Here is a 25645-nt window from a genome sequence, read left to right on the forward strand (position 1 = left end):
GTCAGTGGGTTCCCTCATGCGGTGCGGTCTCATCCGCTCCGTCTAGCAGCGCATTGTTACGGAGCGCTTGCCGCGCCAACGCAACCGAGAGTTTCTGCCCCCGCGCCAGCGACAGCGCGTTCAGCTCGGCCACGACGCCGTCGATCGCGGCATAACAGCGCGCGGTGCGGCGGGCGAGAAAATCCGGGAGGTCCGGAGCGAAGGCCGAGCCTGCCCGCTCCAGTCCATGGGCGATCAGCGCTGCGGTAACCGCTTCGTCCGGCGGGAGAATACGCGCGACGGCGGCGGTCGCGAGGCGCGTGCGCAGATCGGGCAATGCAATCGTCCATGTAGGCGGCGCCTCGCTGGCGACCATCAACAGCGGCCGGCCCGAATCGCGTGCCTCGTTCCAGAGGTGGAACAGGTGGGTCTCATCGGCGCGGTCGGCATCATCGACCAGCACGCCACCGCTTTCGCGCAGAAACACCTCGGCAATGAGCGAACGGCCGGACCGGGATGGGCCGACGAGCAATGTGCAGGGCGAGGGCCAGCGCTGCCAGTCGCGCACCAGCGCGAGCGCGTCGGCATTGGCAGCGTGGACCAGCAGACTTTCCGCTCCGCCATGCCGCGACCAGCCGATGGGCAGCGGCAACTGGGTCATTGCCCGCCCCCGCCTCCGCCGGCTGGTGGACTTGCGCTCCGACGGGCGATCCGCAGCGTGTTGCCAGATACGGCGACCGAATATCCCCGTCCTTCAAGCTGCGCGCGCAATTGCTCGATCGTGCCGCTGAAGCCGACCTGCATGACCGACGTGCCGCCGAGTGCCAGGCTTGAGGTCGAGGCCGCGCTGACCCCCGGAATACCCCGCAGCATCGCCTGCGCTTCCCCGACCGAGGCCGTGGTAGGCGTCTCGATCTGAACGCTGAACGAGGCGGCACCGGGCGTATCAGCCGGCAGGACACCGAGGATCGCCTCCAGCCCAACCGCATTCTCGATCTCGACCGCGTTGACCGGCTCCTCGATCACCAGCGAGGGGTCGAGCCGCAACGTGCCGTCCGCCAGGGCGCCCGCGTAAAGCTGGTCGATGCGCGCGACGGCGTCGCTCATCATCTTGGGCAGATCGGCAGGCGTGGCGGCGCGCAGGGTGAAATCCCCGATGAAATTATTGTCCGGCCCGTAGCGCGCACTGAAATGGCCGGTGATCGGCCCGCCGGGAAAGCTGCGCTCGATCCGCGCGATCGGCATGATCACATCCGCCGCGCCATAAAGATCGAGGAGGATACGCCACCAGTTGCGCCCGCGCCGGCCGATCTGACCGGGATTGAGCAGCAGGGAATCGGGGCCATCGCCGGCGGTGCGCACATAATCGATCGGGCTGTCGGAAATGCGGAATTCGGCCCACGCCTTCTGCCAGGGCGTCACCCGCTCGAACGTCATCGGCGTGCCCGAATCCCAGAGAACGGGGATCACCAGCAGCGGCGGGGAGCGGCGAATCTGCCCGGAAACGCCAAGCGCCTGCCCGGCCCGGGCGCGATCGAACATCACCGAGAGCGTGGCGATGTAGCGGTTGGGGCCGATCTGCTCCTGCTGCACTTCGATGCCAGACACCAACCCATCGAGCACGCTGTCCCCAAGCGCAGGACCGTTGCCGCCATGCGTGCGCTTCCACAGCGATTGCCAGGCGAGGCGCTGGGCCAGCCGCCAGCCGGTCGCCCGCGCCGCATCGGCATTGGGCCCGGCGACATCGACGCGGATATCCTTCACCTCGAAATCGCCCTGCGAGGCCAGCGGCGCAATGCCCCGCTCACCCTCGATCTGCGCGACCAGCACAGCCGCAAAGGCCGCCAGAACCAGCGCGAACACGACGTGAATGGGGCGCAAGGATGGCAGAGAGAGCGTCACGGCGCCCTTTTGGCGGCATTGTTCTGGAAAACCAAGCCCGATTTGGTAAGGGCGGGCCATGGACTCCAAGCACAACCAGCCCGAGGGCTACACCTATGCGCAGGCCGGCGTGGATATCGCCGCCGGAAATGCGCTCGTTCGCGCCATTGCTCCGCTCGCCCGCGCGACGCGGCGACCGGGGGCCGATGCCGATCTGGGCGGATTCGGCGGCTTCTTCGACCTGAAGGCGGCGGGCTTTACCGATCCGCTGCTCGTTGCGGCGAATGACGGCGTCGGCACCAAGCTCAAGCTCGCTATCGACAGCGGCAAGCACGATACGGTGGGCATCGATCTGGTGGCCATGTGCGCCAACGACCTCATCGTGCAGGGCGCCGAGCCGCTCTTCTTCCTCGATTATTTCGCGACCGGCCGCCTCGACAATGGCGTGGCCGAGCGGGTGATCGCGGGCATCGCAGAGGGCTGCAAGCAGGCCGGCTGCGCGCTGATCGGCGGCGAGACGGCGGAAATGCCTGGCATGTATGCCGATGGCGATTATGACCTCGCCGGTTTCTGCGTCGGCGCGGTCGAGCGCAACGAAGTGCTGACCGCCGACAAGGTGGCCGAGGGCGACGTGATTCTGGGCCTCGCCTCCTCGGGCGTCCACTCCAACGGCTATTCGCTGGTGCGACGCCTGGCGGCGGACAAGGGCTGGAAGCTGGACCGCCCTGCGCTGTTCGATCAGGAGGTGCTGCTCATCGATGCGCTGATGGCGCCGACCCGGATTTATGTGAAGCCGCTGCTGCCGCTGGTCCGCCAGGGCCTCGTCCATGCGATGGCGCACATCACCGGTGGCGGCCTGTTGGAGAATATCCCCCGGATTCTGCCGGCTGGCCTGCACGCGCATATCGATGCGGACCTTTGGGCGCAGCCGCGGCTGATGGCGTTCCTGCAAGCACAGGGCAATATCGAGCCGGGCGAGATGGCGCGCACATTCAATTGCGGGATCGGCATGGCCGTCGTCGTGGCGCCCGCCGATGTGGACGCGGTGAGTGCGGCGTTGCGTGAGGCGGGTGAGACCGTCCACCGCATCGGCGAGATTAGCGCTGGCGAGAAGGGCTGCACCGTGCGCGGATCGCAAGAGACGTGGTGCGCCATGGCAGACTGGAACGCGGTCCATCTGGGGTAATAAGCTCGAACGGATTGGGGGAACTGACGTGTCCAAGGCCAAAGTCGCGGTAATGCTCTCCGGCACGGGGACGACGATGACGTCGCTCCTCTATGCCTCGCGCCTGCCGGACTGCCCCTATGAGATCGTGCTCGTCGCCTCAAACAAGCCGGAAGCGCGCGGACTGACCGTCGCGGCGGCCGAGGGCGTGGCGACCTTTGCCCACAGCCACAAGGGCATGAGCCGCGAGGCCCATGAGGCGATCATGCTCGACGCGCTGCGGGCATCCGGGGCCGATTATGTCGCGCTGTGCGGCTATATGCGCATCCTCACCGCCGATTTCGTGGGCCAATGGGCCGGGCGGATGCTCAACACCCATCCGTCCCTGCTGCCCAAGTTCAAGGGGCTCGACACGCACCAGCGGGCCATCCATGCTGGCGACAGCCATGGCGGCTGTACCGTCCACCTCGTCACACCGGCGCTGGATGACGGCCCGGTATTGGGGCAGATCCCGGTCGCGATCCTGCCCGAGGACACTGCCGACACGCTCGCCCAGCGCGTCCTCTATGCCGAATATCAACTCTACCCCCGGATGCTGGCCAGCTATGTGGGGCGGGAGATGGACCCGGACTGGCTGGTCGGACGCGTGGGCCAACTCGCTCTCGCCTTGCCGGAGACACATGCCCGCGACTCGCATGGGGCGGCGGGTTGGCGCGTGGGCAGCGAAACGTCGGGCAAGTTCTTCGCTTATGTCTCGGTGCGCCACCATGGCGAGGATGCGGTGGCGCTACTGGTCAAGACCTCCGGCGCTGACGAAATGGCCGCGCTGATCGAGGCCGACCCCGACATCTATTATCGCCCGGCTTATTATGGCGCGAGCGGCTGGATCGCGATCCGCCTCGACCGCCCGGGCATCGACTGGGAGCATGTGCGCGGCTGGCTGGAAAAGAGCTGGCGAGCCGTGGCGCCCAAGCGGCTGACAAAAATGCTCGAGATCGCGGGCCAGTTTTAGGGCGCGGGACCACTGCCCGCCTTAGCGATAGTGCCCAACACACCATCCACTCATCATTCCCGCGAACGCGGGAATCTAGCCGGGACCGTGCGTCTTTCGTAGGCGCTGGCCTGGATTCCCGCGTGCGCGGGAATGACGAAGAAGGTTGGGTACGGCTACCTTCAAACCTGATGGAATTCTCGTCCTGAACGCCCGGAGCGCCCCATCCATTGAACCTACGCAAAAATAGGTATAGGGGGTATCCCTATGTCGCATCTTCTCCAGATTAATCCACAGCTGCTCGCCCGCGTCCGGCGGATCGGGGGGCAGGTCAACGCCATCGAGCGCGCGCTCGAATCGGACAAAAGCTGCACCGATATCCTGCATCTGGTGGCGGCCGTGCGTGGCGCGGTGAACGGGCTGCTCGATGAAATCATTGCCGAGCATCTGGAGGCGCATGTCGCGCGGCCTGGCCTGAGCGATGCCGAACGCCAGATAGGGGCGGACGAACTGCTGGCGGTCATCCGCCGCTACGCGAAGTAGGACCCCGTGATGCGGACACTCGATATTGAAGGCCTGACGCCGAGCCACGACTTCCTCGGCGCCTCGCACGACCAGAATGCCCGGCGCACCTATTGGGTCATTCTGCTGACCGTCGTGACGATGGTCGGCGAGATCATCGCTGGCTACTGGACCGGATCAATGGCGCTGCTAGCGGATGGCTTCCACATGGCGACCCACGCCGGCGCGCTGTCCATCGCCGCATTCGCTTATGGCTATGCGCGCAAACATGCGCAGGACCCCGCCTACAGCTTCGGGACCGGCAAGGTCGGCGATCTGGCAGGCTTCGCCTCCGCCATGGCGCTGGGTCTCGTCGCGCTGGCGATTGCCAGCGAGTCGGCGGTGCGCCTGTTTGAACCGACGAGAGTCGCTTTCGGCGAGGCGACCTTCGTGGCGGTGATCGGCCTGCTGGTGAACATCGCCAGCGCGCTGGTGCTGATGGGCGGCGCGCATGGGCATGGGCATGATCACGGTCACGCGCACCATCATCACGCTGGCAATGACCATGCCGCGCATCACCATGATGGCCATGAGCATGGGCATAGCCACGGCCATGACAATAATCTGCGCTCAGCCTATTTCCACGTGCTGGCGGACGCGCTGACCTCTGTCCTCGCCATCGGTGCCCTGCTGGCCGGGCGCTATCTGGGCTGGGTGTGGATGGACCCGCTGATGGGCATCGTCGGCGCGCTGGTCATCGCCCGCTGGGCCTGGGGGCTGATGCGGGACACCTCGGCCATGCTGCTCGACCGCAGCGACGAGGCGCTGGCCGGCAAGGTGCGCGCCGTCGTTGAGGAACAAGGCGATACGCGCGTGGCCGATCTTCACGTCTGGCGCGTGGGTCCGCAGGCCCATGCTGCGATCGTGAGCGTCATCGCGCAACCGGATGTCAGCAGCGACACGATCCGCGCCCGCATGGCCGGACGCTGCACGCTCGCGCATCTCACGATCGAAGTGCGGTAGCCGTCCCGCCCGTCAGGACGGCCCGAGACCTTAGCGGAAATTATCGGCGTAAGCCTGAATTTTCAACGTCTTGGGTGGCGTTCTCACGACGTGATAGGCGATGCCATAGCGCTCGGCATAAGCACGGGCGGCGTCCTCGTCGGGGAAGCTCAGCTTGACCTGCTCCTGCGTGTCGCCAGAGCCGGCCCAGCCCATCAGCGGATCGGGCTTCTTGGCCTCTGCCGGGGCGAACTCCAGCATCCAGGTGCCGGTGCGCGCCCGACCGGACTGCATGGCGTTCTTGGGTATCTGGTAGATCCGGGCGGACATCGGTGCTTTCCCCATCGTGCATATGCCCAACATGTGAGCTCTTTTGCCGTCGCGCAAAGCGGGTGGCCCTGTCAAGATGATTGGAGGACTGAGGCGACCTGTTCGTGTCGAGCGAAATCGAGACACGGGATGATGGTGCTGCGGTGTCTCGACTTCGCTCGACACGAACGGAAAGTCATCCGGAACAGGATCACCGACGGGCATCAGCCTTCTTGGTCCGCAGCGTCGCGCTGGCCGCGGCGGGATCATCCGGCCACGGATGCCGCGGATAGCGCCCGCGCATCTCTTTGGCGACGTCCGCCCAGCTGCCTTTCCAGAAGGCCGGCAGATCCCGCGTCGTCTGGATGGGGCGACCCGCCGGCGATGTCAGGGACAAGACGAGCGGGATGCGCTCGCGCCCGATGACCGGATGCTCCGATAGGCCAAAGAGCGCCTGCACCCGCAATTCGACGGTCGGGCCGGCCGGCGCCTCATAGTCGATGGCGTGGGTGCTGCCGGCCGGGCTACGGAACTCGGCGGGCACCAGCGCCTCGATCCGCTGCGTGGCATCCCATCCCAGGCGCTGACTCAGCAGGCCATGCAGCGCGCCACCGTCGATCGCGGAAAAGCGCCGGGCATTGGCCGGGAGCAGCATCTCCAGCCACTCCTCGGCATCGGCAAGCAGCGCCGCATCGCCGATCTCATCGCCCACGCCCGCAAAGGCAGCCCGGGTCCGCAACGCGCGCGCCGCCTTGCCCCATGGCAGCAGCCCCAGTCCCTCGCTGCGCAGCGCCTGCGCCAGTGCGGCAATGATGGCGGCCCGTTCGGGTGCGTCATCCGGCCCGCTGGTGAGGCGGATGGCGCCCAGATGCCGCTCGCGCAGTGCCTCAACGCCTGCCAGATCCTTGCGCCAGCGCACCGTGCGACGGTCCATGACGCGATGCCCCGCAGCGACCATCACATCCTCCTCCTGCACGGCCAGTGCGGAGAGGATGCGCGCGCCGGCGGCGCTGCCCTGAATATCGCCCACCGCCAGCCAGTCTGTACGTGCCATCGGATCGGCGGGATCGAGCCGGAAGCCGCGCCCGCCCGCGCTGATCCAATGTTCTCCGCTGGCATCCCGCCGCCGGGCGATGCGGTCCGGGAAGGCTCGCATCAGGCAACGGGTAAGCGTGGCATCGTCGATGATGCCTCGCGACGAGCCGGACGCGACTAACCCCAACCAGCGCCGCGCAAGGCCGCGCGCTGCTTCGGCCCGCTGCCCCCGCTCGCGCTGCCAGAGCGCATGACGCCGGGCGAGGTCCGCCGATGGCCCGCCCAGCCCGCGCTCGGTGAGCAGCACCGCCACGTCAGCCGCCGCAGCGCCCTCCCCCGCCTCAGCCGAGGCAATGAGCATATGCGCGAGACGTGGCTCCAGCGGCAGATCGGCGACCGCGCGGCCATGCGGAGTCGCCCGCCCCTCCCCATCCAGCGCGCCCAGCGCCTCGAGCCGGCGCCGCGCCTCGGCCAAGGCCGCCGCCGGTGGCGGATCGAGCCAGCGCAGCGTGGTCGGGTCGGTCACGCCCCACACCGCGCAATCGAGCAGCAGGCCGGTCAGGTCGCTTTCCAGAATTTCGGGCGGATCGAACGGCGGCAGCCCGGCGGTCGCCGCTGCTTCCCACAAGCGGTAGGCCACGCCCGGCGCCTGACGACCCGCGCGGCCGGCACGCTGGGTTACGGCGGCCTGACTGGCGCGCTCCGTCACCAGCCGCGTAACACCGGCGGCGAGATCATGCCGGGGCCGGCGGGCAAGCCCTGAATCGACCACGATGCGCACGCCGTCGATGGTGAGGCTGGTCTCAGCGATGCTGGTCGCCAATATCAGCTTGCGCGTGCCTGCCGCCGCCGGTCGCAGGGCCGCGCGCTGGGCTCCCGGCTCGAGCGAGCCATGCAGGCGATGGAGGGCGATGCTCTCGGACAGTCCCATCAGCCGCTCGGCCGTGCGCTCGATCTCGCCGACGCCGGGGAGGAAGGCCAGAACATCGCCCTGCGACTCTTCGGCCAGCGCGCGACGGATCGCCGCCGCCATGCCATCCTCGATGCGCTGCTCTGCCGCGCGGCCAATATGCCGCAGATCGATGGGGAAAGATCGGCCCGCGCTCTCGATCACGGGGGCCGGCTTGCCCTCCACCGCCATGAGCGTGGCGAAGCGCGCACCATCCAGCGTCGCGGACATGGCGAGCAGGCGCAAATCCTCGCGCAGGCCGGATTGCGCATCGAGCGCGAGGGCCAGCCCGAAATCGCCTTCCAGGCTGCGTTCATGGACCTCGTCGAACAGCACGGCGGCGACGCCGGTCAACTCCGGATCGGCCTGAATGCGGCGCCGGAAAATCCCTTCGGTCACGACGAGGATGCGGGTGCGGACGGATTGGCGGCTCTCAAGGCGGGTGGCATAGCCGATGGTGTCGCCGGGCTTCTCGCCAGCCAGATCCGCCATGCGCTCGGCAGCGGCGCGCGCGGCAAGCCGGCGCGGCGAGAGCAGCCATATCTGCCCGCCCGCCACCCACGGCTCGCCCAGCAAAGCGGGCGCAACGCTCGTCGTCTTGCCCGCCCCCGGCGGTGCCACGAGCACGGCGTTCGATCCTGCTCGCAAGGCGGCGAGCAGGTCGGGCAGAACCTCATGGATGGGGAGCGTAGCGGTCACATCATCCGCTTATGCGCCGACGCCGCCAAAGCCAAGCTGGCGGCGTAAGGGATAAGAGCAAATCCTGACCGCCGCAGCGTCATCCGATGGCGAACATGGTTAATGCTTAGCCACCGTCATCGGAGCAATGCGCTCCTGCGACTACACCCGCGCGGCTAGAGTTCCGTGCACTTGTTCACTTAAGTCATGGAACTACCTACCTTTTGCCGCAACGCCCGAACGCTCCGCCTCTTTGCCGCGAAGAGGTATTGCTCTGTTAACCGTTCGAACCCATCCATGGTCTCGCTGAGGCGCAAGGCTTCGTAAAAATAGAAAGCTCGTCTGGCCCGGTTGGGCCTTTTGGGGGTCGTCCAAGTGCATGATCATGTTGTGTCCGCCTCTTTGGCGGAACCGCACGGCGGGCTGCTGTCCGTGCGCCGTATCCCGTCTGCCTGTGGCCAGCGGCTGCGCACCATCGATGTCCGGCTGGCTGATCGGCCCGACCTGCGCGAGCAGGCGCATGATCTCCTGAACCGCATGTATGGATCGCGCGGTTATGGAATGGCGCATCTGCTCCCCGACAATGGCGATCACCAAGCCGTCTTCACGGCAGCGCTGGAAGATGCCGTAATCGCCACGCTCACCTTGACGGTGGACTCACCAGCCGGCCTTTCGACCGATCAGACGTTCCGCATGGAACTGGATGCCTTGCGCGAGGCGCCCGGTGCCCGCCTGTGCGAACTCACCAAGTTCGCGGTCGACCCGATAACCAAGTCCCCCTCCGTCCTCGCGGGGCTTTTTCATGTCATCTTCATTTACGGTATGCAGCGCTTCGATTGCACGGATCTGGTGATCGAGGTGCATCCACGCCATGTGCGCTATTATGAGGCCATGCTCGGTTTCGATCGGCTTGGCCCGCCGAAGATGGATGAGTCCGTCTCCTGGTGGCCCAAGGATACGCCGGTACAGCTCATGCGCCTCAAGGTCTGCGATGTCGCCGACCAGATCAATCGCTTTGCCGGCCGCGCCGACAAGATCGGCCGCTCGCTCTACCCCTATTTCTTCTCGCGCGATGAGGAGCAGGACATCGCACGGCGCGTCGCGCGCTTGTGGGACAGGGATGCGGGTTGCGCAGAACCGCGCAGCCGCAATGGCATGAGCGGCACGTTCTGGCGCAGCGCCGCCTGAACAGGATCGTTTGTCTCATCGCACAAAAATGGGGATCAACGGCTGCACCCGTTGATCCCCATTCTTTATCGAGGCCGTCCCGTGGGAGACGGCCAGGATGATCAGGCGAACTGGACCCGTGCGCTGGTGCGACGTGCGCGGCGCATCGTGTAGCCAAGGCTGCCGAAGCCGAGCAGCATCAGGGCCCAGGTGGCCGGCTCCGGAACCGGCGCGCTCACCGGCGACGGCGTGAAGGTCAGGTTGCCGCCATAGGAGCCAAGACCCGCGGACGTGCCGCTGATTACCAGCTCGTTCAGCATGCCGGCCATGATCGGGAAGCCCGAAATGCCAGCGGATTCAACGTCGGTGCCCTGACCGAAGATCGGGACGTCCTTGCCGTTGATCGTGACAGTCAGCAGGTCGATGTTGGTCGACAGGCCCGACAGCGTCGTGATGATGCCGCCGCTGCCGACGCCATCAACGTCAACGATGAAGCGGTAAATGTCGGTGAAGATGCCCGAACCGATGTCGGTGCGGCCGATGGTGGCCGAAACGGCTTCGGTGATGGGGGGGATGGTGTCGCCAGACGTGGTGAACTCGTCATCGCCAGGCGTGAACGTGCAGTTCATGGCGACGCAGGTAGCGGCGTTGGCCGCACCCGGCGCAAATGCTGCCGCAGTGGCCAGCGCGGCCAAAGATACCAGTTTCCTCATGGATAGCTCCTTTGTTTGTTCGGTTTTTGAGCTGGCTCATCATGCTTCTCCCACACCGCCTGAAAGGCGAACATTCCGAGTAGATAATGAGGCGACCGCTCGAGCAGAGAAATACTGGTCGGTTAACGGATTATCAACGGATTCCTCATATTTTATTGCTGTATTTCAGATACTTAATCCGGCCAACCAATTTGCCGGGTTCCCAAAGTTCCCAACCGTTAACCGCAGATTTACCACGCTATGGCGGGCAGTGCGGTCGCTTCATCGCAACGCAGCATCGTTCCCGTGCAGTGCAAAATTATTTGGGTCGTGGCCGATATACCCCGTGTCCCGAAAATGGACGGGAAGGGACTGGCGAGAATAGGGGAAGTGGCGGCCTGCCGCACCGACAAGCCCCGATTCGAGACCGGCTAGGCGAGGCGGCCGCCCCGCCCAATCGGGCAGCGCGGCGCGTCATCTCGCTATGGTTGTCGGTGCAACGTGGAAGGCGCTGGCGCCCGCTGAAAAGCCGGATCAGTAAGCCCGCGCGATGGCGAATTCGACGGCTTCGACCAGCGCAGACTTGGCGGCACCCTTGCCGTACATGCCGATGGCGTCGATGGCGCGCTGGCCATAATGGCGCGCCCGCGCCATAGTGTCGTCAATCGCGCCGGTTTCGCGCAGCAAATGCTGGGCATGGGCGAGATCGGCATTATCGCCATGGAGGCCGGACATCGCCTCTTTCCAGAATTTGCGATCCGCCTCGCCGCCGCGCGCATAAGCCAGGATTACCGGCAGCGTGATCTTGCCATCGCGGAAGTCATCGCCGGTATCCTTGCCCATCGTCGCGCCGTCCGAGACATAGTCGATCGCATCGTCGACGAGCTGGAAGGCAATGCCGAGATTGCGACCATAGGCATCCAGCGCGAGTTCCTCCGCCTCGGGGCGCTCCGCAACCACGGCGGCGATGCGGCAGGCCGCAGCGAACAGGGCCGCGGTCTTGGCACCGATGATGTCGAGATACTGGTCCTCGTCGGTCTCCACACGACGCTGGGCGGTCAGCTGATTGACCTCCCCCTCGGCGATCACCGCAGATGCGTTAGAAAGGATCTTGAGAACCTTGAGGCTGCCATCCTCGACCATCAACTCGAAGGACCGGCTGAACAGGAAATCACCGACCAGAACCGAGGCATTGTTGCCCCATATCATGTTGGCGGTCTGCTTGCCGCGGCGCATGGCGCTGCCGTCCACCACATCATCGTGCAGCAGCGTGGCGGTGTGGATGAACTCCACCGTCGCCGCCAGCTTGTGGTGCCGCGTGCCGGCATAATCGAGCAGCCGGGCGCAGGCGAGCGTGAGCATGGGCCGCAGCCGCTTGCCACCGCCGGCGATGAGGTGCCCGGCCAGCTCCGGGATCAGCGGAATGCGCGACTGCATTCGGGCGAGGATGACTTCGTTGACGCGGTTCATATCCTCCGCAACGAGGCTCAGCATCGGCTGGAGGGATGGCGCGCCCTGGCGGGGCAGGTGGTGGATCGTGGCGCTCATGCGCGGTGCTCTGACCAGATGACCGCGCTTTGGCAAGCAAATTGGCTTGCCTTGTGCGCCCGGAGCGGCAAGTGATGCGCCGTTGCGGGCGCTGCCCGGCCCCTCATCAGCCTGGTTCGCCCCAGCGAGATCAGGCCACAGGAACAATGCCCCAGAGGCTCAGGGAGACGACCCGGAATGGACGAAACGCTCAGGCGCTACCGCGAAAGCATCGACAATATCGACGCGGCGCTGGTCTTCATGCTGGCAGAGCGCTTCAAGATCACCAAGGCGGTCGGTGAGCACAAGGCTCAGTCCGCCCTGCCCCCCGCTGACCCGGACCGCGAAGCCCGGCAGATCGCCCGCCTGCGCACATTGGCAGTCGACGCCAATCTCGACCCGGATTTCACCGAGAAGTTCCTGCGGTTCATCATTGATGAAGTCATCCGGCATCACGAGCAGATGCGCGCCGACGAGGCTGATGCCGCTGGCGCCTGAGGCGCCCGAGGTTAACGTCGCCAGATTGTTCCCGCTGCGTTAACCAGGTAACAACCTGCGCCGGGCCATGATGGGCCATGGGGCAAAGCCAGCGCCAAATCCTTTACGCCTTCATCCGCCATGCCGGTCTGCCGGTGCTGGCGGGCCTGGGCTATTTCGTGATTTCCTACGCGACAATCTCGCTCAAGTCCACGAACGGCATGGTCGCGCCCGTCTGGATCGCCAACGCCTTCCTGCTGGCGCTCGTGCTCACCCGGCCCGCGCGGCAGGCCCCTGTCCTCATCATTGCGGGCATGGTCGCCAATGTGCTGTCTGGCCTGCCGGCTGGCAATAATCTCCAGACGGCTTTGGTCTACGGGTTCGCCAATGGGCTGGAAATCGCCGTCGCGGTGGCCGGGCTCAAGCTGCACAGGAATGGCGCCCACGCCTTTTCGGACCCGGAGGCTCTCCCTCATGTCCTGATCTGGGCCGGGCTGGTCGGCCCGGCTTGCGGCGCTTTTCTCGGCGGGCTCGGCGCCTGGGCCAACAATGCCCATCCGCTCAGCGAAGCCTATGCGCGCTGGTTCCTGGCGGATGCTCTGGGCCTGTTGATCTTCACGCCGGTCTTCCTTGCCATGTTCAACGGCGAGATGAAGCGCAGCCTCGCCAGCCAGACCCGGCAACGCAGGCTGGAAGTCGCGGCGCTGCTCGCTCTCACCGCCGGCGCGGCGGGGGTCGCCTTCTTCTCGACGGAATCATCGCATCTGCTGCTCGTCGTTCCGCCCATGCTGCTCGTTCTACTGCGCAGCGGGTGGATGGCGACGAAGATCGCCCTCGCCATCGTCACCGTCATCGGCGGCGGAGCGATGATGGGTGGCTATGGGCCGCCCGTGATGCACAGCCATCATGCGGCCCATCACCTCTACGGCATCCAGATGTTCATCGCCCTGCTCATCGTGGTGCAGGTGCCGATCTCGGCCATGCTCGCCAGCCGCCAGGCGACGATCGAGCGAATGCGCCAGAACGAACAGTCGCTGAACCTGCTCGCCTCAGCCTCTCCGGTGCTGCTGCTGGCCTTCAACCTCGAAGGCGTCTGCACACGGGTCGTGGGCACGCGCGAGCTGCTGCTCGACCGCCCGTTCGACGCGCTCGTCGGCGCAGGGCTCTCCGACATTTCGGAGGAAGGCCAATATGATCTGACCCGCGCGCATAGCGCGGCGCTTGAGGATGTGAGCACCAGCCAGATTGCCGAGTTTCGCACCCTCAAGCTGCGTGACGCCTGGATGGAGGCGACATTCCGCGCCCATTTCGATGAGCGCGGCCGGTGCATCGGGACGATCGCCACTGTGCAGGACATCACGCAGCGCAAGAAGCAGGAACTGTGGCTCTCCCGCACCGCCACGACGGACAGCCTGACCGGTCTGCTCAACCGGGCCGGCTTTCATCAGCGGCTGGAGCAGGCGCTGGTGAAGGCGACACCAGGCACCCTCAGCCTAGCCGTGATCGACATCGACCGGTTCAAGCTGATCAACGACAATAGCGGGCACCAGATGGGCGACACCGTGCTGCGGGAAATCGCATGTCGCATCTCGAGCCAGGTCCGGGCGAGCGATGCGGTCGGGCGCATGGGCGGCGACGAGTTCGTGGTGCTCCTCGCCACCTCGAATTGGGATCGTGTGCAGGAAATCTGCGGCCGGATCGTGTCTGCGGTCAGCAGCGAGCCCATTGCCCTGCCCTCGGGCAACAGCCTGCGGGCTGCGATCAGTTGCGGCGTCGTGCGCTACCGGCAGGGACAAAGCGCCGAGGATTTCATCCATGAGGCGGACATCGCGCTCTACCAGGCGAAGCGCGGCGGTCGCAATCGGGTGGTCGCTGCCTGATCCGCAAGGTCGGTCGCGGATTGGCGACATTTTGTGACATTTGCGCCTGCCCGCGACAAAGTCTCGCGACAAGTCCCCGCTATATCATGGTCATGGCGCTACCCCCCGGCGCCGGCAGACCAGGAATTCAAGTCTATGAAACGTCTCACCGCAATCGCGCTCTCCAGCGTCGGCCTGCTGTCCATCGGGACCATGGCAATCGCTCAATCGGCACCGCAGCCGCCCCAGCGCGGCGAAGCCCGTCCCCCGATGGATCGCGCGTCTCTTGAAAAGCGCCTCGCGACCATGTTCGATGCCGCCGACACGAATCGGGACGGCGTGCTCTCGGTTGAGGAGCGTAAGGCCCATCAGGCGCAGAATCGCGACAAGATGCGCGATGCGATGTTCGCCCGCCTCGATGCCAATAAGGACGGCTCAATCTCGAAAGCCGAATTTGCGGAAGCCGGCGCGATGGCCGGCGGCCATCAGCGACGCGGCCATGAAGGCAAACGGCGTGGCCATGGCGGCCCCGGCATGGGTGGCGGCATGATGATGATGGGACGCGAGCTCGCTGCCTATCGTGACAAGCCGATCCCCCGCGCCACCTTCATCCAGGCAGGCCTTGCCGGCTTCGACCGAATGGACACCAACCGCGACGGCAAGATTTCGCCCGAGGAACGGCAGGCCGGCCGGAAAGCCATGATGGAGCGCCGCAATACCGATCAACGGCCTGCGCAAACGCCCCCGGTGCGCTGAGCCCACTTGGCCGATCCGGCGGAGACAACTCCCATGCCGCCGGGTCGGCCATCCCTACTGCCCTCGGTCGCCTGCCCCTTTCAGGCGGCTGAGGGATGGACCTCAAGACCCAAGCAGGGCAGAGAATTGCATCCCACCGATTTTGCGAAAGCGCTTTGATGTCCGCACGGCCCCATCTCCTCCTCGTCGACGATGAAGCGGCCATTCGCGAGCCGCTGGGGCAATATCTCCAGCGGGCCGGCTTTCGCGTCTCCGATGCCGGGAATGCGGCCGACGCGCGCAAGATCCTCGCCGGCAGCGCCATCGAACTGGTGGTGCTGGATATCATGATGCCGGGTGAGGATGGCCTCAGCCTTTGCCGCTCGATCCGCGAACAGGGCGAGCTGCCGGTGATCCTGCTCACCGCCCGCACTGAAGAGACCGACCGCATCGTCGGGCTGGAAATGGGCGCGGACGATTATGTGCTCAAGCCCTTCTCTCCACGCGAGCTTGTGGCGCGGATCAAGACGATCCTGCGCCGCACCGGCAACGGCACCGCCCGCGAACCGCAGGCAAGCGCATCCCTCTACCGCTTCGAGGGCTGGACGCTCAGCGCTGACGACTGGACGCTGACCGGCCCAGACGAAGTCGCGATCCCGCTCAGCACGGCCGATTACCGGCTGCTCCATGCCTTCGTCACGCATCCGCGCCAGGTGCTCAGCCGCGATCAGTTGCTCGATCTCACGCAAGGCCGGGAAGCCCACGCCTTCGACCGTTCCATCGACAACCAGATCAGCCGCCTGCGCCGCAAGCTGGAAGATGACGCCCGCTCGCCAACGCTCATCAAGACCGTGTGGGGCGGCGGTTACATGTTCGCCGCCGATGTGGCGCGCGAATGACCCTCAGCCTGCGCACCTTTACCGGCTGGCTGCGGCCCAGAACGCTGGCGGGGCAGACAATCCTCGTCGTCGCGGCCTCCCTGTTTGCCGTGCAGCTCATCGGGTTCAGCTTCTATTACATGATGCAGCGCAATCAGTGGGTGACGATTGCCGCCGCCCCGGGCGTCATCCGCATCCTTGAGGCGCTCGATCAACGGGACGCGCCATCCCCCTGGCATCGCGCACGGGCTGCCCGCGGCATCGTCGTCACCGATGCACCGCCGCGCCGTGAGGGTGCCGACTCGCCGCGTGTGGCCGTGCGTGCCAACGAGCTGTTTCGCTCGGCCGGGCTGGTGCCGCTCGCGGTCCGGGTCGCCATTGCGGAAGCCCGGCCCGGCGCGGATGGGCGCGAGCGCGCGCGCGATCTGCTCCAGCCGCCCAACCGGCGCGCACCACGGCTGCAGGTGCAATTGAGCGTGCAACTCCGGCCCGACCGCTGGATCACCGTCTACACACGCGCAGCGCCGGTCGCCCAGCCGATCCTGCGTCAGATCGTGATGCAGTCGCTGTTCCTCTATGGCATCGTGCTGATGCCGCTCGTCTGGTTCACCCGACGCCTTGCTCGCCCGCTTCACGCGCTCACCCAGGCCACCGCCCGGGTCGGCACACCGGAGGGCGCCGCCCCGGTCATCGAAACCGGGCCGGAGGATTTGCGGCGCCTCGCGGCGTCCTTCAACGCCATGCAGGACCGTATCCGCTCCATGCTGGAGGAGAAGGACCATATGCTCGGCGCCATCGGCCATGATCTGCGCACACCCCTCACGGCGCTGCGGGTGCGGGTGGAATCGGTCGCCGAGGGGGCGGATCGCGAGCGCATGGTCGCGACCATCGAAGACATGCAGAAGATGCTCGACGACATCCTCTCGCTGGCGCGTGTCGGCCGGGACCGCGAACCACCGCAGCGCATGGACCTGGCCGCGCTGGCCGATGCGACCATCGACGATTTCGAGGATATGGGCGTGCCGGTAGAGCGAAGCGACATGCCGCGCGCCATCGTCAACGTCCATCCCCGCGCCGTGCGGCGAGCGCTCACCAACCTGATCGAGAATGCCGTCAAATATGGCGCACGCGCGCACGTCTCGCTGCGGATCGAAGGCCAACGCGCCACGCTCTGCGTCACCGACGAAGGCCCCGGCATCCCGGAGGACCGCATCGAGGACATGCTGCAACCCTTCACCCGCATGGAAGCCTCACGCAGCCGCGACACCGGCGGTACCGGCCTTGGCCTGGCCATCGTTCGCGCGGTCGCGTCGGCGGAATCGGGCCGACTGGAACTGCGCAATCGGCCTGAGGGCGGGCTGGTCGCGGAGTTGAGCTTTCCGCTGGCGTGAGGATGGAGTCGCGTCGGTGGGACGGAATGCCTAAAATGGGCGAACGTCGCTAAGCCTCGGTGATCAACTGCCCCCGATTTTGCCGTTGGTGCCGACCAGTGTCTGAGGTGCGCTGCAAGAGCCTATCGAATCATCGCACTGGCCACTGCTTCAAAAGGCTCAGCAGCTAATCAAATCGAACGGAGAGACCGCCTGAAATGTCATCGCCCGGTCAACCCACTGTTATAATAAACAAAATTCAATACATCTGTTAGGCTCGCTTTTGACGAACCGACGACAGGCCCTCGACAAGTTTGGCGTGGGATGCGCACGTCGCCCTTTGTCATTCAGATGAAGGCGCGGGGCCGTTCCCAACGAAGCCAAACTTTCCTTCCCCCCTTGCGCTCGCCAACTTGATAGCGGCAAGTAGGCGAGAGGAACGATCAATAAAAGCTTGGAAATCGCCTGCTATCTCGGGCGGCAGTGAATGGCAAACGCATCGCCAAATGGACGGATTGCTTCTCCCTTCTGAAAACCGCAGTGCGTTTCCAATGCTTCTACGAAGAGAGCATCGTTCGCGAAGTCTGGACGGCGGGGGAACCCGTCAAGCAAGCCAAGCTTGGAAAGCTCGGCTTCTGCGCTTGCCACCATTTCGGGGGCTAACGCTTCTTCCACAAAAGCATGATAGCTGTTGATCTGCTCTAGGTCATCGAACGTCACGATCTCGCCTGCCGAAGCCTCGCGTATGCACGCGAACATTTCCGGCGCGACATTCGCCGAAGCCCTGATGATGATCTCATAGGACTGTAGATCGTCCTCGTATGATACCTCGAGGCCGTGCGGGGAAAGACCGCACGCCACGAGCTTCTGAATTATGATCTGCTCGTGTGAGGGCGGCGGTTCGGGAAGTGTCTCCATCGCCCGAATAAAGGATATAAAGCGAATGTCCGCAATGACATCATATCCGGTCAGTCCGCTTTTTTCGCCACGGTCCCAATAGTGGCCCTTTCCTCTCCTAGATGCACCATGTCGCCTCGCATGGCAGGCCCATCACCGCATCAATGCTGGTCCATCAGTCCCGTCGTGCGGGCTGTAAGATCGGTCTTGCCCGGAGGGGTGTTGGAGCTGCGCTTGGGAATCGAGTCTGCATTGATCACCGTCGCGCCCTGGGGGAGCGCGGTTCGGCCGAGGTCCAGCTTGCGCACTTCGGATTCCGCCATGGCGACACGCTGGTCGCGCACGAGGATGCGGCGGTCGATCTTGGCCTGCTCGGGGCCTTTGGGAGCCGGCGCCGCGGGCTGCGCGTCTGCGGCATTGGCGACCGCCCCCCCGGCGGGAGAGTCCTTGCTCCACGCCAGGATCACCGACATGCGCCGGTTGCGCGGATCGTAGCGGTTGTCAGCGACGAAGGGCTCGCGATCCGCCACGCCTTCGATGCGCGCGAAGCGATCCGCTCCGATGCCGCCCTGTGCGAGCACGGCGCGAGTGGCTTCGGCACGGGATGACGAGAGCAGCCAGTTATTCATGTTGCGCCCTGCGGCATATGGCAGTGCATCGGTGTGACCGCGCACGATCACATCGTTCGGCACTTCGGACACCGCCTCGGCAACCTGCGAGAGCAACGCGCGGGCTTCCGGCACGAGCCTGTCCGTGCCGATGGCGAACATCGCGAAATCGGCTTCATCCACCAGATCGATGCGCAGGCCCTCCAGCGTCTCGGTAAAGCGCACATGCTTGCGGAGCTTGCGGAGCGCTTCGGTGCGCTCGAGCTTCTGCTCCAGCTCCTGCTTGAGCTTCTCGAACTTCTGGCGATCCTGGTTCTTGAGATCCTCGCCGCCGACATCCTTGGTGCCCGTGGCATCGCGCGGGATGGTGATGGCGAGATTGCCCTGCCCGCCCGTCGTCGGATAATTTTCCTTGCTGACGAGGCTGTCGCCACCGAACAGGCCACTGGAGCCGGCGCTATCCATCTTCATCTGGACGAGTGTAGGCGTGAAATAGTCGGCCAGCCCCTTGCGCTGCTTTTCGGTTGTCGCGCCGAGCAGCCACATGAGCAGGAAGAAGGCCATCATCGCCGTCACGAAGTCGGCATAGGCCACCTTCCAGGCGCCGCCATGATGGCCGCCATGGCCGCCATCGATGATCTTCTTGACGATGATTGGCCTGGGTTCAGGCTCGTTCACCGGTTTCTTTGCGGCCGATGCCATGGCTTAGCCCTCAACGCCCGCGCATGCCGTCGAACACTTCGGCAAAGGCCGGCTGGTTCGCGTGGATGAGGTTGGAGCGCGCGGCCTCGATGACCAGCGGCTGCGGGTGGCCGTGGAGCGAGGCGATGATGATCTGCTTGACGACATGATACATGGCGCCATCCGCCTCGATCACCTGCTTGGCGCGGCTGGCGAACGGCCCGACCATACCATAGGCCAGCAACACGCCGAGGAAGGTACCGACGAGCGCCGAGCCGATCATGCCGCCCAGAATTTCCGGCGGCTTGTCGATCGAGCCCATGGTCTTGACCACGCCGAGCACGGCGGCGACGATGCCGAGGGCCGGCAGCGCGTCCGCCAGGCCCTGGAGATTGTCGGCAGGACGAACTGCCTCATGGTGGTGGGTCTTGAGCGCATTATCCATGACGTCCTCGACCGCATGCGGATCGAGCGTGCCGGATGAGACGACCACCAGCCGCAGCGTATCGCAGATGAGGTGGATGAGCGCGCTGTCCGCCATCAGCCGGGGATATTCGGCGAAGATCGCAGAGGATTTGGGGTCTTCGATATGCGGTTCGAGCGCGACCGGGCCTTCGACCCGCAGCGTCTTCATCAGCTTGCTGACGAGAAAGATGCAGTCGAGATAATCCTGCTTCTTGAACTTGGGGCCTTTGAAGACGGTCATCACGCCGCCGGCCAGCGCCTTCAAATCCGCGCCGCTGTTGCCGATGATCAGCGCGCCTGCCGCGGCGCCGCCGATGATGAGCATTTCGTGCGGAAGCGCATGAAGCACCGGACCAATGGCGCCGCCGGTGAGCATGAAGCCCCCGAAGACCATGACCAGCAGAACGACAAGACCGATACCAGCGAACATTCTGATCCCCGCATGTTCATAAAACGGGACCGCGCACAGCTGCTTTTGGTCCCTTCATCCCTTCCTAGAACGGCTCTGCTGAAACAGGGTTTAGCGACAGGGTTAGCGAAAGATGACGATTACGATTTTTCGAAATTTCTGCCGGCGCGAACAAGAAAAACGACCCGCAGCCAAAAGCCTGCGGACCGCCAGATTTGCCTCTCTTCGAACAGGATCAGAAAAGATCGAATAGCGACTTCTGATTGATCCGCGCAAACGCCAGTTGAGCGGCTTCCAGCGTCAGCAATTTGCTTTGCAGCTTCACGCTGGTCTCGGTGATGTCCGTATCTTCCAGCGCCGAGCGACGCTCAGTCAGCGCCAGATCGGAATTGGTGAGCCGGCCACCAATGTCTTCCAGCCGCTGCGAGCGAACGCCCTGTACGGACTGGGCGACAATGACATGGTCGAGCGCGGTGCGGGCATCCTGCAGGGCAGCGGAGCGGTCTGCCTCTGTGCCGGTGCGCACCACATTGATGATGTCGGAGATCACCTGATCGATCGACCGGCTGCCCACCGCATTCTCCATGATGCTCGCGCGGGTCGGCACGGCTTCCACGTTCAGCCCTGCGCCCAGAGGAATCAGCACGGCGCTGGGATGATCGAAGACCGGCGTGCCCTGATAATCGGTCTGATTGAGGAGATCGTTGATCGTGGCGCGAATGCCTTCCAGTTCCTTGGCCACCGCCTCGCGCCCGGTCGATCCGTCGGCAGTCGAAGTGGACGTAACGATCAGCTCGGTCACGCGCGTCATGAGATTGTTGACCTCATTGAGATTGGTGCTGGCCTGCGTCGCGCGGGATTCGGCGAAGGTCAGATTGCCCTTCCACGCCGCGTTTATCGACTGGCGCCGCCCCACCTGCGAGATCTGCACCCAGTCATGCGGATTGTCCGAAGGCTGGTTGATCTTCTTGGTCGTCGAAATCTTGGTCTGTTCCCCCGCAATATCCGCAGCGAGCCGCTGCTGGCGGGTAATCTCGGCAGTGATGGACTGCGTGGTGATGAAAACCATGATGGATTGCCCTTATTGCGTCAGAATGCGGAAATCAGTGTCTGGAACATCTCTCGCGCGACCTGGATCACGCGGGACGATGCCTGGTAGGCCTGCTGGAGCCGGATCAATTCGGCCGCTTCCCGGTCGAGATTGATGCCGGCCACATCGGCGCGCGCCTGCTGCGCCATGGTGTTGCGGCTCTCGGCCGCGGTCTGCTCTTTGGTCGTGCTGTTGGCGATGCTGCCATGGGTCGCAATGATGCCGGTCCATTCATCCTCGATGGACCCGCTGCCGCGCAGCGCGGTCATGGCCAACAGATTGCCGTTCGCCGTGCCATCGGCGGAGAAGCGCGCGACCAGAGCCGGCGAACTGACCAGCACCGAAAGCGAGCTGGCATCCGCCCCCATGCTTAGCAGTGTCTGGCCGGCGACACCGGGCGACGAATAACCGCTGGTGTGCCAATCATTCATTTCACTCACATAGCGGCTCGCGAGGTCGTTCAGCGCGTCGATCCTGTCCCGCACGACCTCGGCACTGGTGGCGATGCCGCCCAGCGCGCCGCCTGTCGGGGTGGCAATCGCCGTGCCGTCCGCCAGCCCGAAGCTCAAAATGCCGTCGGCGGCCTGACTGACCGTCAGGGTCTTCACCTGATTGTTCTCGACCAGCATGTCGCTGCCGTAACTGATGTTGGCGACGCCATTGGCGCCGAAGGTCACCGTCACGTTCAGCCGCTCGGCAATCTCGCTCAGGGCCTGATCGCGTGAATCCAGCAGGCTGGCATGGCTGGCAGTGCCTTCGGGCACGCGGCGCAGGCCTTCATTGGCATTGCCGAGCTGGCGCAATGCATCATTGAGCGAATCCACCTCATTGGTGGCCGTGTTGCCGATCGAACTGCGGATCGAGACCAGATCATTGTGGCTCTGCTGAAACGCAGCATTGATCTGCTCGAACGAGAACAGCACGTCCGCCTGCAGCGTCGTGTCTGTGGGGTTGGAGGCGAGCCGCTCCACCGCTGCGAACATGCCGGTGAAGCGCTGGCCGACGCCCAGTTCGCCATCGTTGAGGGCGGTCTGGATGTCCGACATCCAGCGGGCGCGCTGATTGACGCTGCCCAGCGCATTGGTCGTCTGACGCGCTGCCGCTTCCAGATATTGGTCGGATGCGCGCACCACGCCGCCGATCTGCACGCCGTAGAAAGAGGCGCTCGATTTGTAGAGCAGCATCGGCGAATTGCCGGCGGCGGACTCGCTGAGCGCAATCGTCCGGCGACTGTAGCCGGGCGTCTCCGCGTTCGCGATATTATCGGCAATCGCTCCCATCGCCGCCTGATAGGCGCGCGTGCCGGAAGCGCCGATCTGGAGAAGATCGCTGCTCACGGCTTGTGGTCAAGTTGCTGGAGGATCAGTTCGGCAATGCCGAGCCCGCCCTTGGTGGCGAGCCCTTCGGCCATATGCGCGTCCTGCATCTCGCGGAACTGGTCGAGCCCGCTGCCGCCGCCAATCTCTTCGCCCAGGCTCGCCTGGCGCATGGAAGACAGGAGCTGGCGGGTGAACACGGCCTCGAATGCCTTGGCGGCCTTCTGCAATGCGGCGTGATCGTCGTTGGCCCTTGGCGACGTCGGGGCTTGCGCCTGCGCGCCCTGCATGGCGGCGGCAAAGGCCGCCTGACCGGAGCCGATCCCTGAGACCTGCGTCATATCACCTCCAGCTCCGCCCGCATGGCGCCGGCTTGCTTGAGCGCGCTCAGGATCTCGAGAAGGTCCGAGGGGGAGGCACCCACGGCATTCACCGCCTTGACTATATCGGCCAGAGACGCGCCACCTTTAAACAGGAACATCGGATTCTTTTCCTCATGGGCGGAAAGCTGGCTGGATTCCTCCACCGCCGTCACCCCCCGCGAGAGCGGCGCAGGCTGCACGATGCGCGGCGCTTCGGTCACGGTCACGGTCAGCTTGCCATGGCTCACGGCGGCCGGGGTGATCTGCACATTGCCGTTGATGACCACCGTGCCGCTGCGCGCGTTGACGATCACTTTTGCGGGCGGATCGGCGGGCTTGACCTGGATGTTTTCGATGAGGCCCATCATCATGACGCGGCTCTCGGCACCCGGCGGGGCATCGATGGCGATGGAAACGCCATCCACCGCGCGGGCGCGCTGATCGCCGAACGCGAGGTTGATCGCGTCGGCCACCCGCAGCGCGGTCGTCACGTCCGCCTCCGCGAGGTTGAAATTGATCGTCGGGCTAGTCTCGAACCCGGTGGCCACGGCGCGCTCGACGGAGGCCCCCGAGGGGATGCGGCCGGCTGAAGGCACGTTGACGGAAAGCTGCGAGCCATCGGCACCGGAGACGCCGAAGCCGCCGACGGCCATATTGCCCTGCGCCATCGCGTAGATTTCGCCATCGGCGCCGCGCATCGGGGTCAGCACCAGCGTGCCGCCGCGCAGCGACTTGGCCTTGCCGAGCGCGGAGACGGTCACGTCCAGCCGCTGGCCAGGCTTGGCGAAGGCCGGCAATTCTGCCGTGACCAGCACGGCTGCGGCATTCTTGAGCGAGGGATTGACGCCCGGCGGCAAAGTAAGGCCGAAGCGCGAGATCACGCCTTTCACGCCCTGCGTCGCATAATCGAGGCTGTCATCGCCCGTGCCGGCAAGGCCGACCACAACGCCATAGCCGACAAGCTGGTTGGACCGCAGGCCCTCGAAGGTACCGATGTCCTTGATGCGCTGGGCATGGGCCGAGGTGGCGATCATGAGGCAGAGCCCGAACGCGAGCAGGGCGAGGGAAACGACCAGCCGACGGAGCAAGGAAGGATAAGGCCTGATCATGGCTGAAAGCTCCATCAGAACGGGCTGATCATGGAGAAGAAACGCTGCAGCCAGCCCTGGCGGCTGGCGCGGGCGATTTCTCCCTTGCCGGTGTAGGTGATCCGCGCATCGGCGACGCGCGTTGAGAGAATGCGGTTATCGGGCCCGATGTCCGCCTGCCGGACGAGGCCGGAGATCTGGACATATTCGTCACCACGATTGAGCGTGAGGGCCTTCTGCCCGCGCACCAGCATCGTGCCATTGGGATAGACCCGCGCGATGGTGACAGTGATCTCGCCGGAGAGCGCGTTCGACTGCGCGGCGTCGCCCTTGCCGGTGAAGCCTTGCGTGCCGCCCGAGGCGATGTCGCTGCCGCTGAACAGCTTGCTGAACGGCCCCGTGGTGGGCGGCGTGAGGCCGATGCTGCCGGCGCGGTTGGTGTTGGCACTGGTGCTCTTGCTGGCCTGCGTCCGCTCGACGAGGAGGATGGTGATGACATCGCCCACGCTCGCGGCCCGCGCGCCATTGGTCAGCGCGGAATAGCCGGCCGAGGCCTGAAAGATGCCGCCATTGGGCCGCACCGGCGCGGCGCTGCCAGCATCGCCCGGATAGGTGACCTGATAGGCCGGGTTTTCGAGCGGCTCCTGCTTCTTGCCGAACAGACCGGCAGAGGCCGGTGCGGCGAGGCTGGTCGCCGTGAGGGCGAGGATCAGGATGGCGGAACGGCGATACTGCATGGTCAGGCTCAAAGCTGCTGATTGACGTATTGGAGCATTTCGTCGGTCGCCTTGATCATCTTGGAGGCGATCTCATAGGCGCGCTGGGTCTCGATCATCGTGACCAGTTCCTCCACGGTGTTGACGTTTGACTGCTCGAGCGCGCCCTGGCGGATGGTGCCGCGGCCTTCGAGGCCTGCAGCGCCCACCTGCGGCGCGCCGGATGCCGCCGTCTCCAGTAGGAGGTTGCCACCGACAGCCTGCAGGCCAGCGGGATTAACGAACCGTGCGGTTTCGATCGCGCCAAGTTCGACCGGCTCCTTTTGACCGGCGACGGTCGCCGAGACGGTCCCGTCATTGCCGATGGTGACGGCACTCACGCCCTCGGGAAGCTGAATCTGCGGCACCAGCGGCAGGCCATCCGGGGAGACCAGCAAGCCTTCCGCATTGGTCTTGAAATTGCCCGCCCGGGTATAGGCGATCGTGCCGTCGGGCTGCTGGAGTTGGAAGAAGCCGGCCCCCTCGATCGCGAGATCATAGGTGTTGCCGGTGGTGTTCATCGTGCCTTGGGTATCGATCCGCTCGGTGCCGGTGAGCTGCACGCCGGTGCCGAGGTTGAGGCCGATGGCGAGGCGGTTCTGGCTATCCGCCTGCGTGCCCGCCGCAATCACCTGCTGATAGGCCAGCGTCTCGAAATTGGCGCGGTCGCGCTTGAAGCCGACCGTGTTCACGTTCGCCAGGTTGTTGGCGATGACGCGCATCTTGACGTCCTGTGCGTCAAGGCCGGTGCGGGCGACATGAAGTGCGCTGCTGGTCAT

25 protein-coding genes are annotated in these 25645 nt (G+C 65.1%); 10 read left to right on the forward strand and 15 right to left on the reverse strand.

Annotation, left to right across the window (positions count from 1 at the left end; genetic code table 11):
• Nucleotide 1: 1 nt before the first annotated feature.
• Both M2334_RS09850 and M2334_RS09855 read right to left on the reverse strand, forming a co-directional pair.
• The gene (locus tag M2334_RS09850; protein ID WP_264605318.1) at nucleotides 2–640 is read right to left on the reverse strand and encodes a DnaA ATPase domain-containing protein; all 639 of its coding nucleotides are present in this window, start codon (nucleotides 638–640) and stop codon (nucleotides 2–4) included.
• Complete coding sequence (locus M2334_RS09855) at nucleotides 637–1941, reverse strand: heavy-metal-associated domain-containing protein (RefSeq protein WP_264605319.1); 1305 nt, start codon at nucleotides 1939–1941, stop codon at nucleotides 637–639. The genes M2334_RS09850 and M2334_RS09855 overlap by 4 nt, the downstream gene beginning before the upstream one ends.
• Here M2334_RS09855 and purM point away from each other — a divergent pair.
• The 4 genes from purM to dmeF all read left to right on the forward strand — a co-directional run bounded on the left by purM (nucleotide 1940) and on the right by dmeF (nucleotide 5540).
• Nucleotides 1940–3046: a phosphoribosylformylglycinamidine cyclo-ligase gene (gene purM / locus M2334_RS09860; RefSeq protein ID WP_264605320.1), complete on the forward strand. Its 1107-nt coding sequence runs from the start codon at nucleotides 1940–1942 to the stop codon at nucleotides 3044–3046. The genes M2334_RS09855 and purM overlap by 2 nt on opposite strands.
• A 28-nt stretch (nucleotides 3047–3074) precedes the next feature.
• Entirely contained in the window at nucleotides 3075–4037 is a 963-nt protein-coding gene (purN, locus tag M2334_RS09865; protein ID WP_264605321.1) for a phosphoribosylglycinamide formyltransferase, read from the forward strand.
• A gap of 246 nt (nucleotides 4038–4283) precedes the next feature.
• Nucleotides 4284–4559, forward strand: a complete 276-nt coding sequence (locus M2334_RS09870) for a metal/formaldehyde-sensitive transcriptional repressor (RefSeq protein ID WP_264594647.1) — start codon at nucleotides 4284–4286, stop codon at nucleotides 4557–4559.
• 9 nt (nucleotides 4560–4568) lie between these two features.
• Nucleotides 4569–5540, forward strand: a complete 972-nt coding sequence (dmeF, locus tag M2334_RS09875) for a CDF family Co(II)/Ni(II) efflux transporter DmeF (protein ID WP_264605322.1) — start codon at nucleotides 4569–4571, stop codon at nucleotides 5538–5540.
• Nucleotides 5541–5570: 30 nt separating this feature from the next.
• Here the strand turns inward: dmeF and M2334_RS09880 are convergent, their stop codons facing one another.
• Both M2334_RS09880 and hrpB read right to left on the reverse strand, forming a co-directional pair.
• Nucleotides 5571–5849, reverse strand: coding sequence for an ETC complex I subunit (locus M2334_RS09880; protein WP_181559425.1), 279 nt, complete (start codon nucleotides 5847–5849; stop codon nucleotides 5571–5573).
• 190 nt (nucleotides 5850–6039) lie between these two features.
• On the reverse strand, nucleotides 6040–8511 hold the full coding sequence (gene hrpB, locus M2334_RS09885) for an ATP-dependent helicase HrpB (protein ID WP_264605323.1): 2472 nt from the start codon (nucleotides 8509–8511) through the stop codon (nucleotides 6040–6042).
• Between the two features lie 381 nt (nucleotides 8512–8892).
• Here hrpB and M2334_RS09890 point away from each other — a divergent pair, with 381 nt between their 5' ends.
• The gene (locus M2334_RS09890) at nucleotides 8893–9678 is read left to right on the forward strand and encodes an N-acyl amino acid synthase FeeM domain-containing protein (RefSeq protein ID WP_264605324.1); all 786 of its coding nucleotides are present in this window, start codon (nucleotides 8893–8895) and stop codon (nucleotides 9676–9678) included.
• A gap of 101 nt (nucleotides 9679–9779) precedes the next feature.
• Here the strand turns inward: M2334_RS09890 and M2334_RS09895 are convergent, their stop codons facing one another.
• Complete coding sequence (locus M2334_RS09895; protein WP_181559422.1) at nucleotides 9780–10370, reverse strand: FxDxF family PEP-CTERM protein; 591 nt, start codon at nucleotides 10368–10370, stop codon at nucleotides 9780–9782.
• A gap of 513 nt (nucleotides 10371–10883) precedes the next feature.
• On the reverse strand, nucleotides 10884–11897 hold the full coding sequence (locus M2334_RS09900; RefSeq protein ID WP_264570092.1) for a polyprenyl synthetase family protein: 1014 nt from the start codon (nucleotides 11895–11897) through the stop codon (nucleotides 10884–10886).
• A 177-nt stretch (nucleotides 11898–12074) separates the two neighbouring features.
• Between M2334_RS09900 and M2334_RS09905 the strand changes: the two genes are divergently transcribed.
• From M2334_RS09905 to M2334_RS09925, 5 genes are all read left to right on the forward strand, one after another.
• Nucleotides 12075–12374 (forward strand): chorismate mutase, encoded by a 300-nt coding sequence (locus M2334_RS09905; protein ID WP_264570091.1) that lies wholly within the window; start codon nucleotides 12075–12077, stop codon nucleotides 12372–12374.
• Between the two features lie 77 nt (nucleotides 12375–12451).
• The gene (locus M2334_RS09910; RefSeq protein WP_264605325.1) at nucleotides 12452–14233 is read left to right on the forward strand and encodes a diguanylate cyclase; all 1782 of its coding nucleotides are present in this window, start codon (nucleotides 12452–12454) and stop codon (nucleotides 14231–14233) included.
• Between the two features lie 135 nt (nucleotides 14234–14368).
• Nucleotides 14369–14968: an EF-hand domain-containing protein gene (locus M2334_RS09915; protein ID WP_264594653.1), complete on the forward strand. Its 600-nt coding sequence runs from the start codon at nucleotides 14369–14371 to the stop codon at nucleotides 14966–14968.
• Nucleotides 14969–15126: 158 nt separating this feature from the next.
• The gene (locus tag M2334_RS09920) at nucleotides 15127–15846 is read left to right on the forward strand and encodes a response regulator (protein ID WP_264570088.1); all 720 of its coding nucleotides are present in this window, start codon (nucleotides 15127–15129) and stop codon (nucleotides 15844–15846) included.
• Nucleotides 15843–17216 carry an ATP-binding protein gene (locus M2334_RS09925; protein WP_264594654.1) on the forward strand — a complete coding sequence of 458 codons (1374 nt, stop codon included), beginning with the start codon at nucleotides 15843–15845 and terminating at the stop codon, nucleotides 17214–17216. Before M2334_RS09920 ends, M2334_RS09925 begins: the two co-directional genes overlap by 4 nt.
• 447 nt (nucleotides 17217–17663) lie before the next feature.
• On the opposite strand, the gene M2334_RS09930 is transcribed toward M2334_RS09925, so the two are convergent.
• The 9 genes from M2334_RS09930 to flgG form a co-directional block, all read right to left on the reverse strand.
• Nucleotides 17664–18113 carry a hypothetical protein gene (locus tag M2334_RS09930; RefSeq protein WP_264594655.1) on the reverse strand — a complete coding sequence of 150 codons (450 nt, stop codon included), beginning with the start codon at nucleotides 18111–18113 and terminating at the stop codon, nucleotides 17664–17666.
• Between the two features lie 140 nt (nucleotides 18114–18253).
• Nucleotides 18254–19402: a flagellar motor protein MotB gene (locus M2334_RS09935; RefSeq protein WP_264594656.1), complete on the reverse strand. Its 1149-nt coding sequence runs from the start codon at nucleotides 19400–19402 to the stop codon at nucleotides 18254–18256.
• A 10-nt stretch (nucleotides 19403–19412) separates the two neighbouring features.
• Nucleotides 19413–20276, reverse strand: a complete 864-nt coding sequence (gene motA, locus M2334_RS09940) for a flagellar motor stator protein MotA (RefSeq protein WP_181559413.1) — start codon at nucleotides 20274–20276, stop codon at nucleotides 19413–19415.
• A 214-nt stretch (nucleotides 20277–20490) separates the two neighbouring features.
• Nucleotides 20491–21324 (reverse strand): flagellin, encoded by an 834-nt coding sequence (locus tag M2334_RS09945; RefSeq protein ID WP_181559412.1) that lies wholly within the window; start codon nucleotides 21322–21324, stop codon nucleotides 20491–20493.
• A gap of 20 nt (nucleotides 21325–21344) precedes the next feature.
• Nucleotides 21345–22682, reverse strand: a complete 1338-nt coding sequence (gene flgK, locus M2334_RS09950; protein ID WP_264605326.1) for a flagellar hook-associated protein FlgK — start codon at nucleotides 22680–22682, stop codon at nucleotides 21345–21347.
• Entirely contained in the window at nucleotides 22679–23002 is a 324-nt protein-coding gene (locus tag M2334_RS09955; protein ID WP_264605327.1) for a rod-binding protein, read from the reverse strand. Before M2334_RS09955 ends, flgK begins: the two co-directional genes overlap by 4 nt.
• Nucleotides 22999–24057 (reverse strand): flagellar basal body P-ring protein FlgI, encoded by a 1059-nt coding sequence (locus M2334_RS09960; protein WP_264574865.1) that lies wholly within the window; start codon nucleotides 24055–24057, stop codon nucleotides 22999–23001. Before M2334_RS09960 ends, M2334_RS09955 begins: the two co-directional genes overlap by 4 nt.
• An 89-nt stretch (nucleotides 24058–24146) precedes the next feature.
• On the reverse strand, nucleotides 24147–24848 hold the full coding sequence (locus tag M2334_RS09965; RefSeq protein WP_264606070.1) for a flagellar basal body L-ring protein FlgH: 702 nt from the start codon (nucleotides 24846–24848) through the stop codon (nucleotides 24147–24149).
• A gap of 8 nt (nucleotides 24849–24856) precedes the next feature.
• A complete protein-coding gene (gene flgG / locus M2334_RS09970; RefSeq protein WP_181559407.1) occupies nucleotides 24857–25645 on the reverse strand; it encodes a flagellar basal-body rod protein FlgG in 789 nt (262 codons plus the stop codon).

It is taken from the genome of Sphingobium sp. B11D3D, from assembly GCF_025961755.1.
GTDB lineage: Bacteria > Pseudomonadota > Alphaproteobacteria > Sphingomonadales > Sphingomonadaceae > Sphingobium.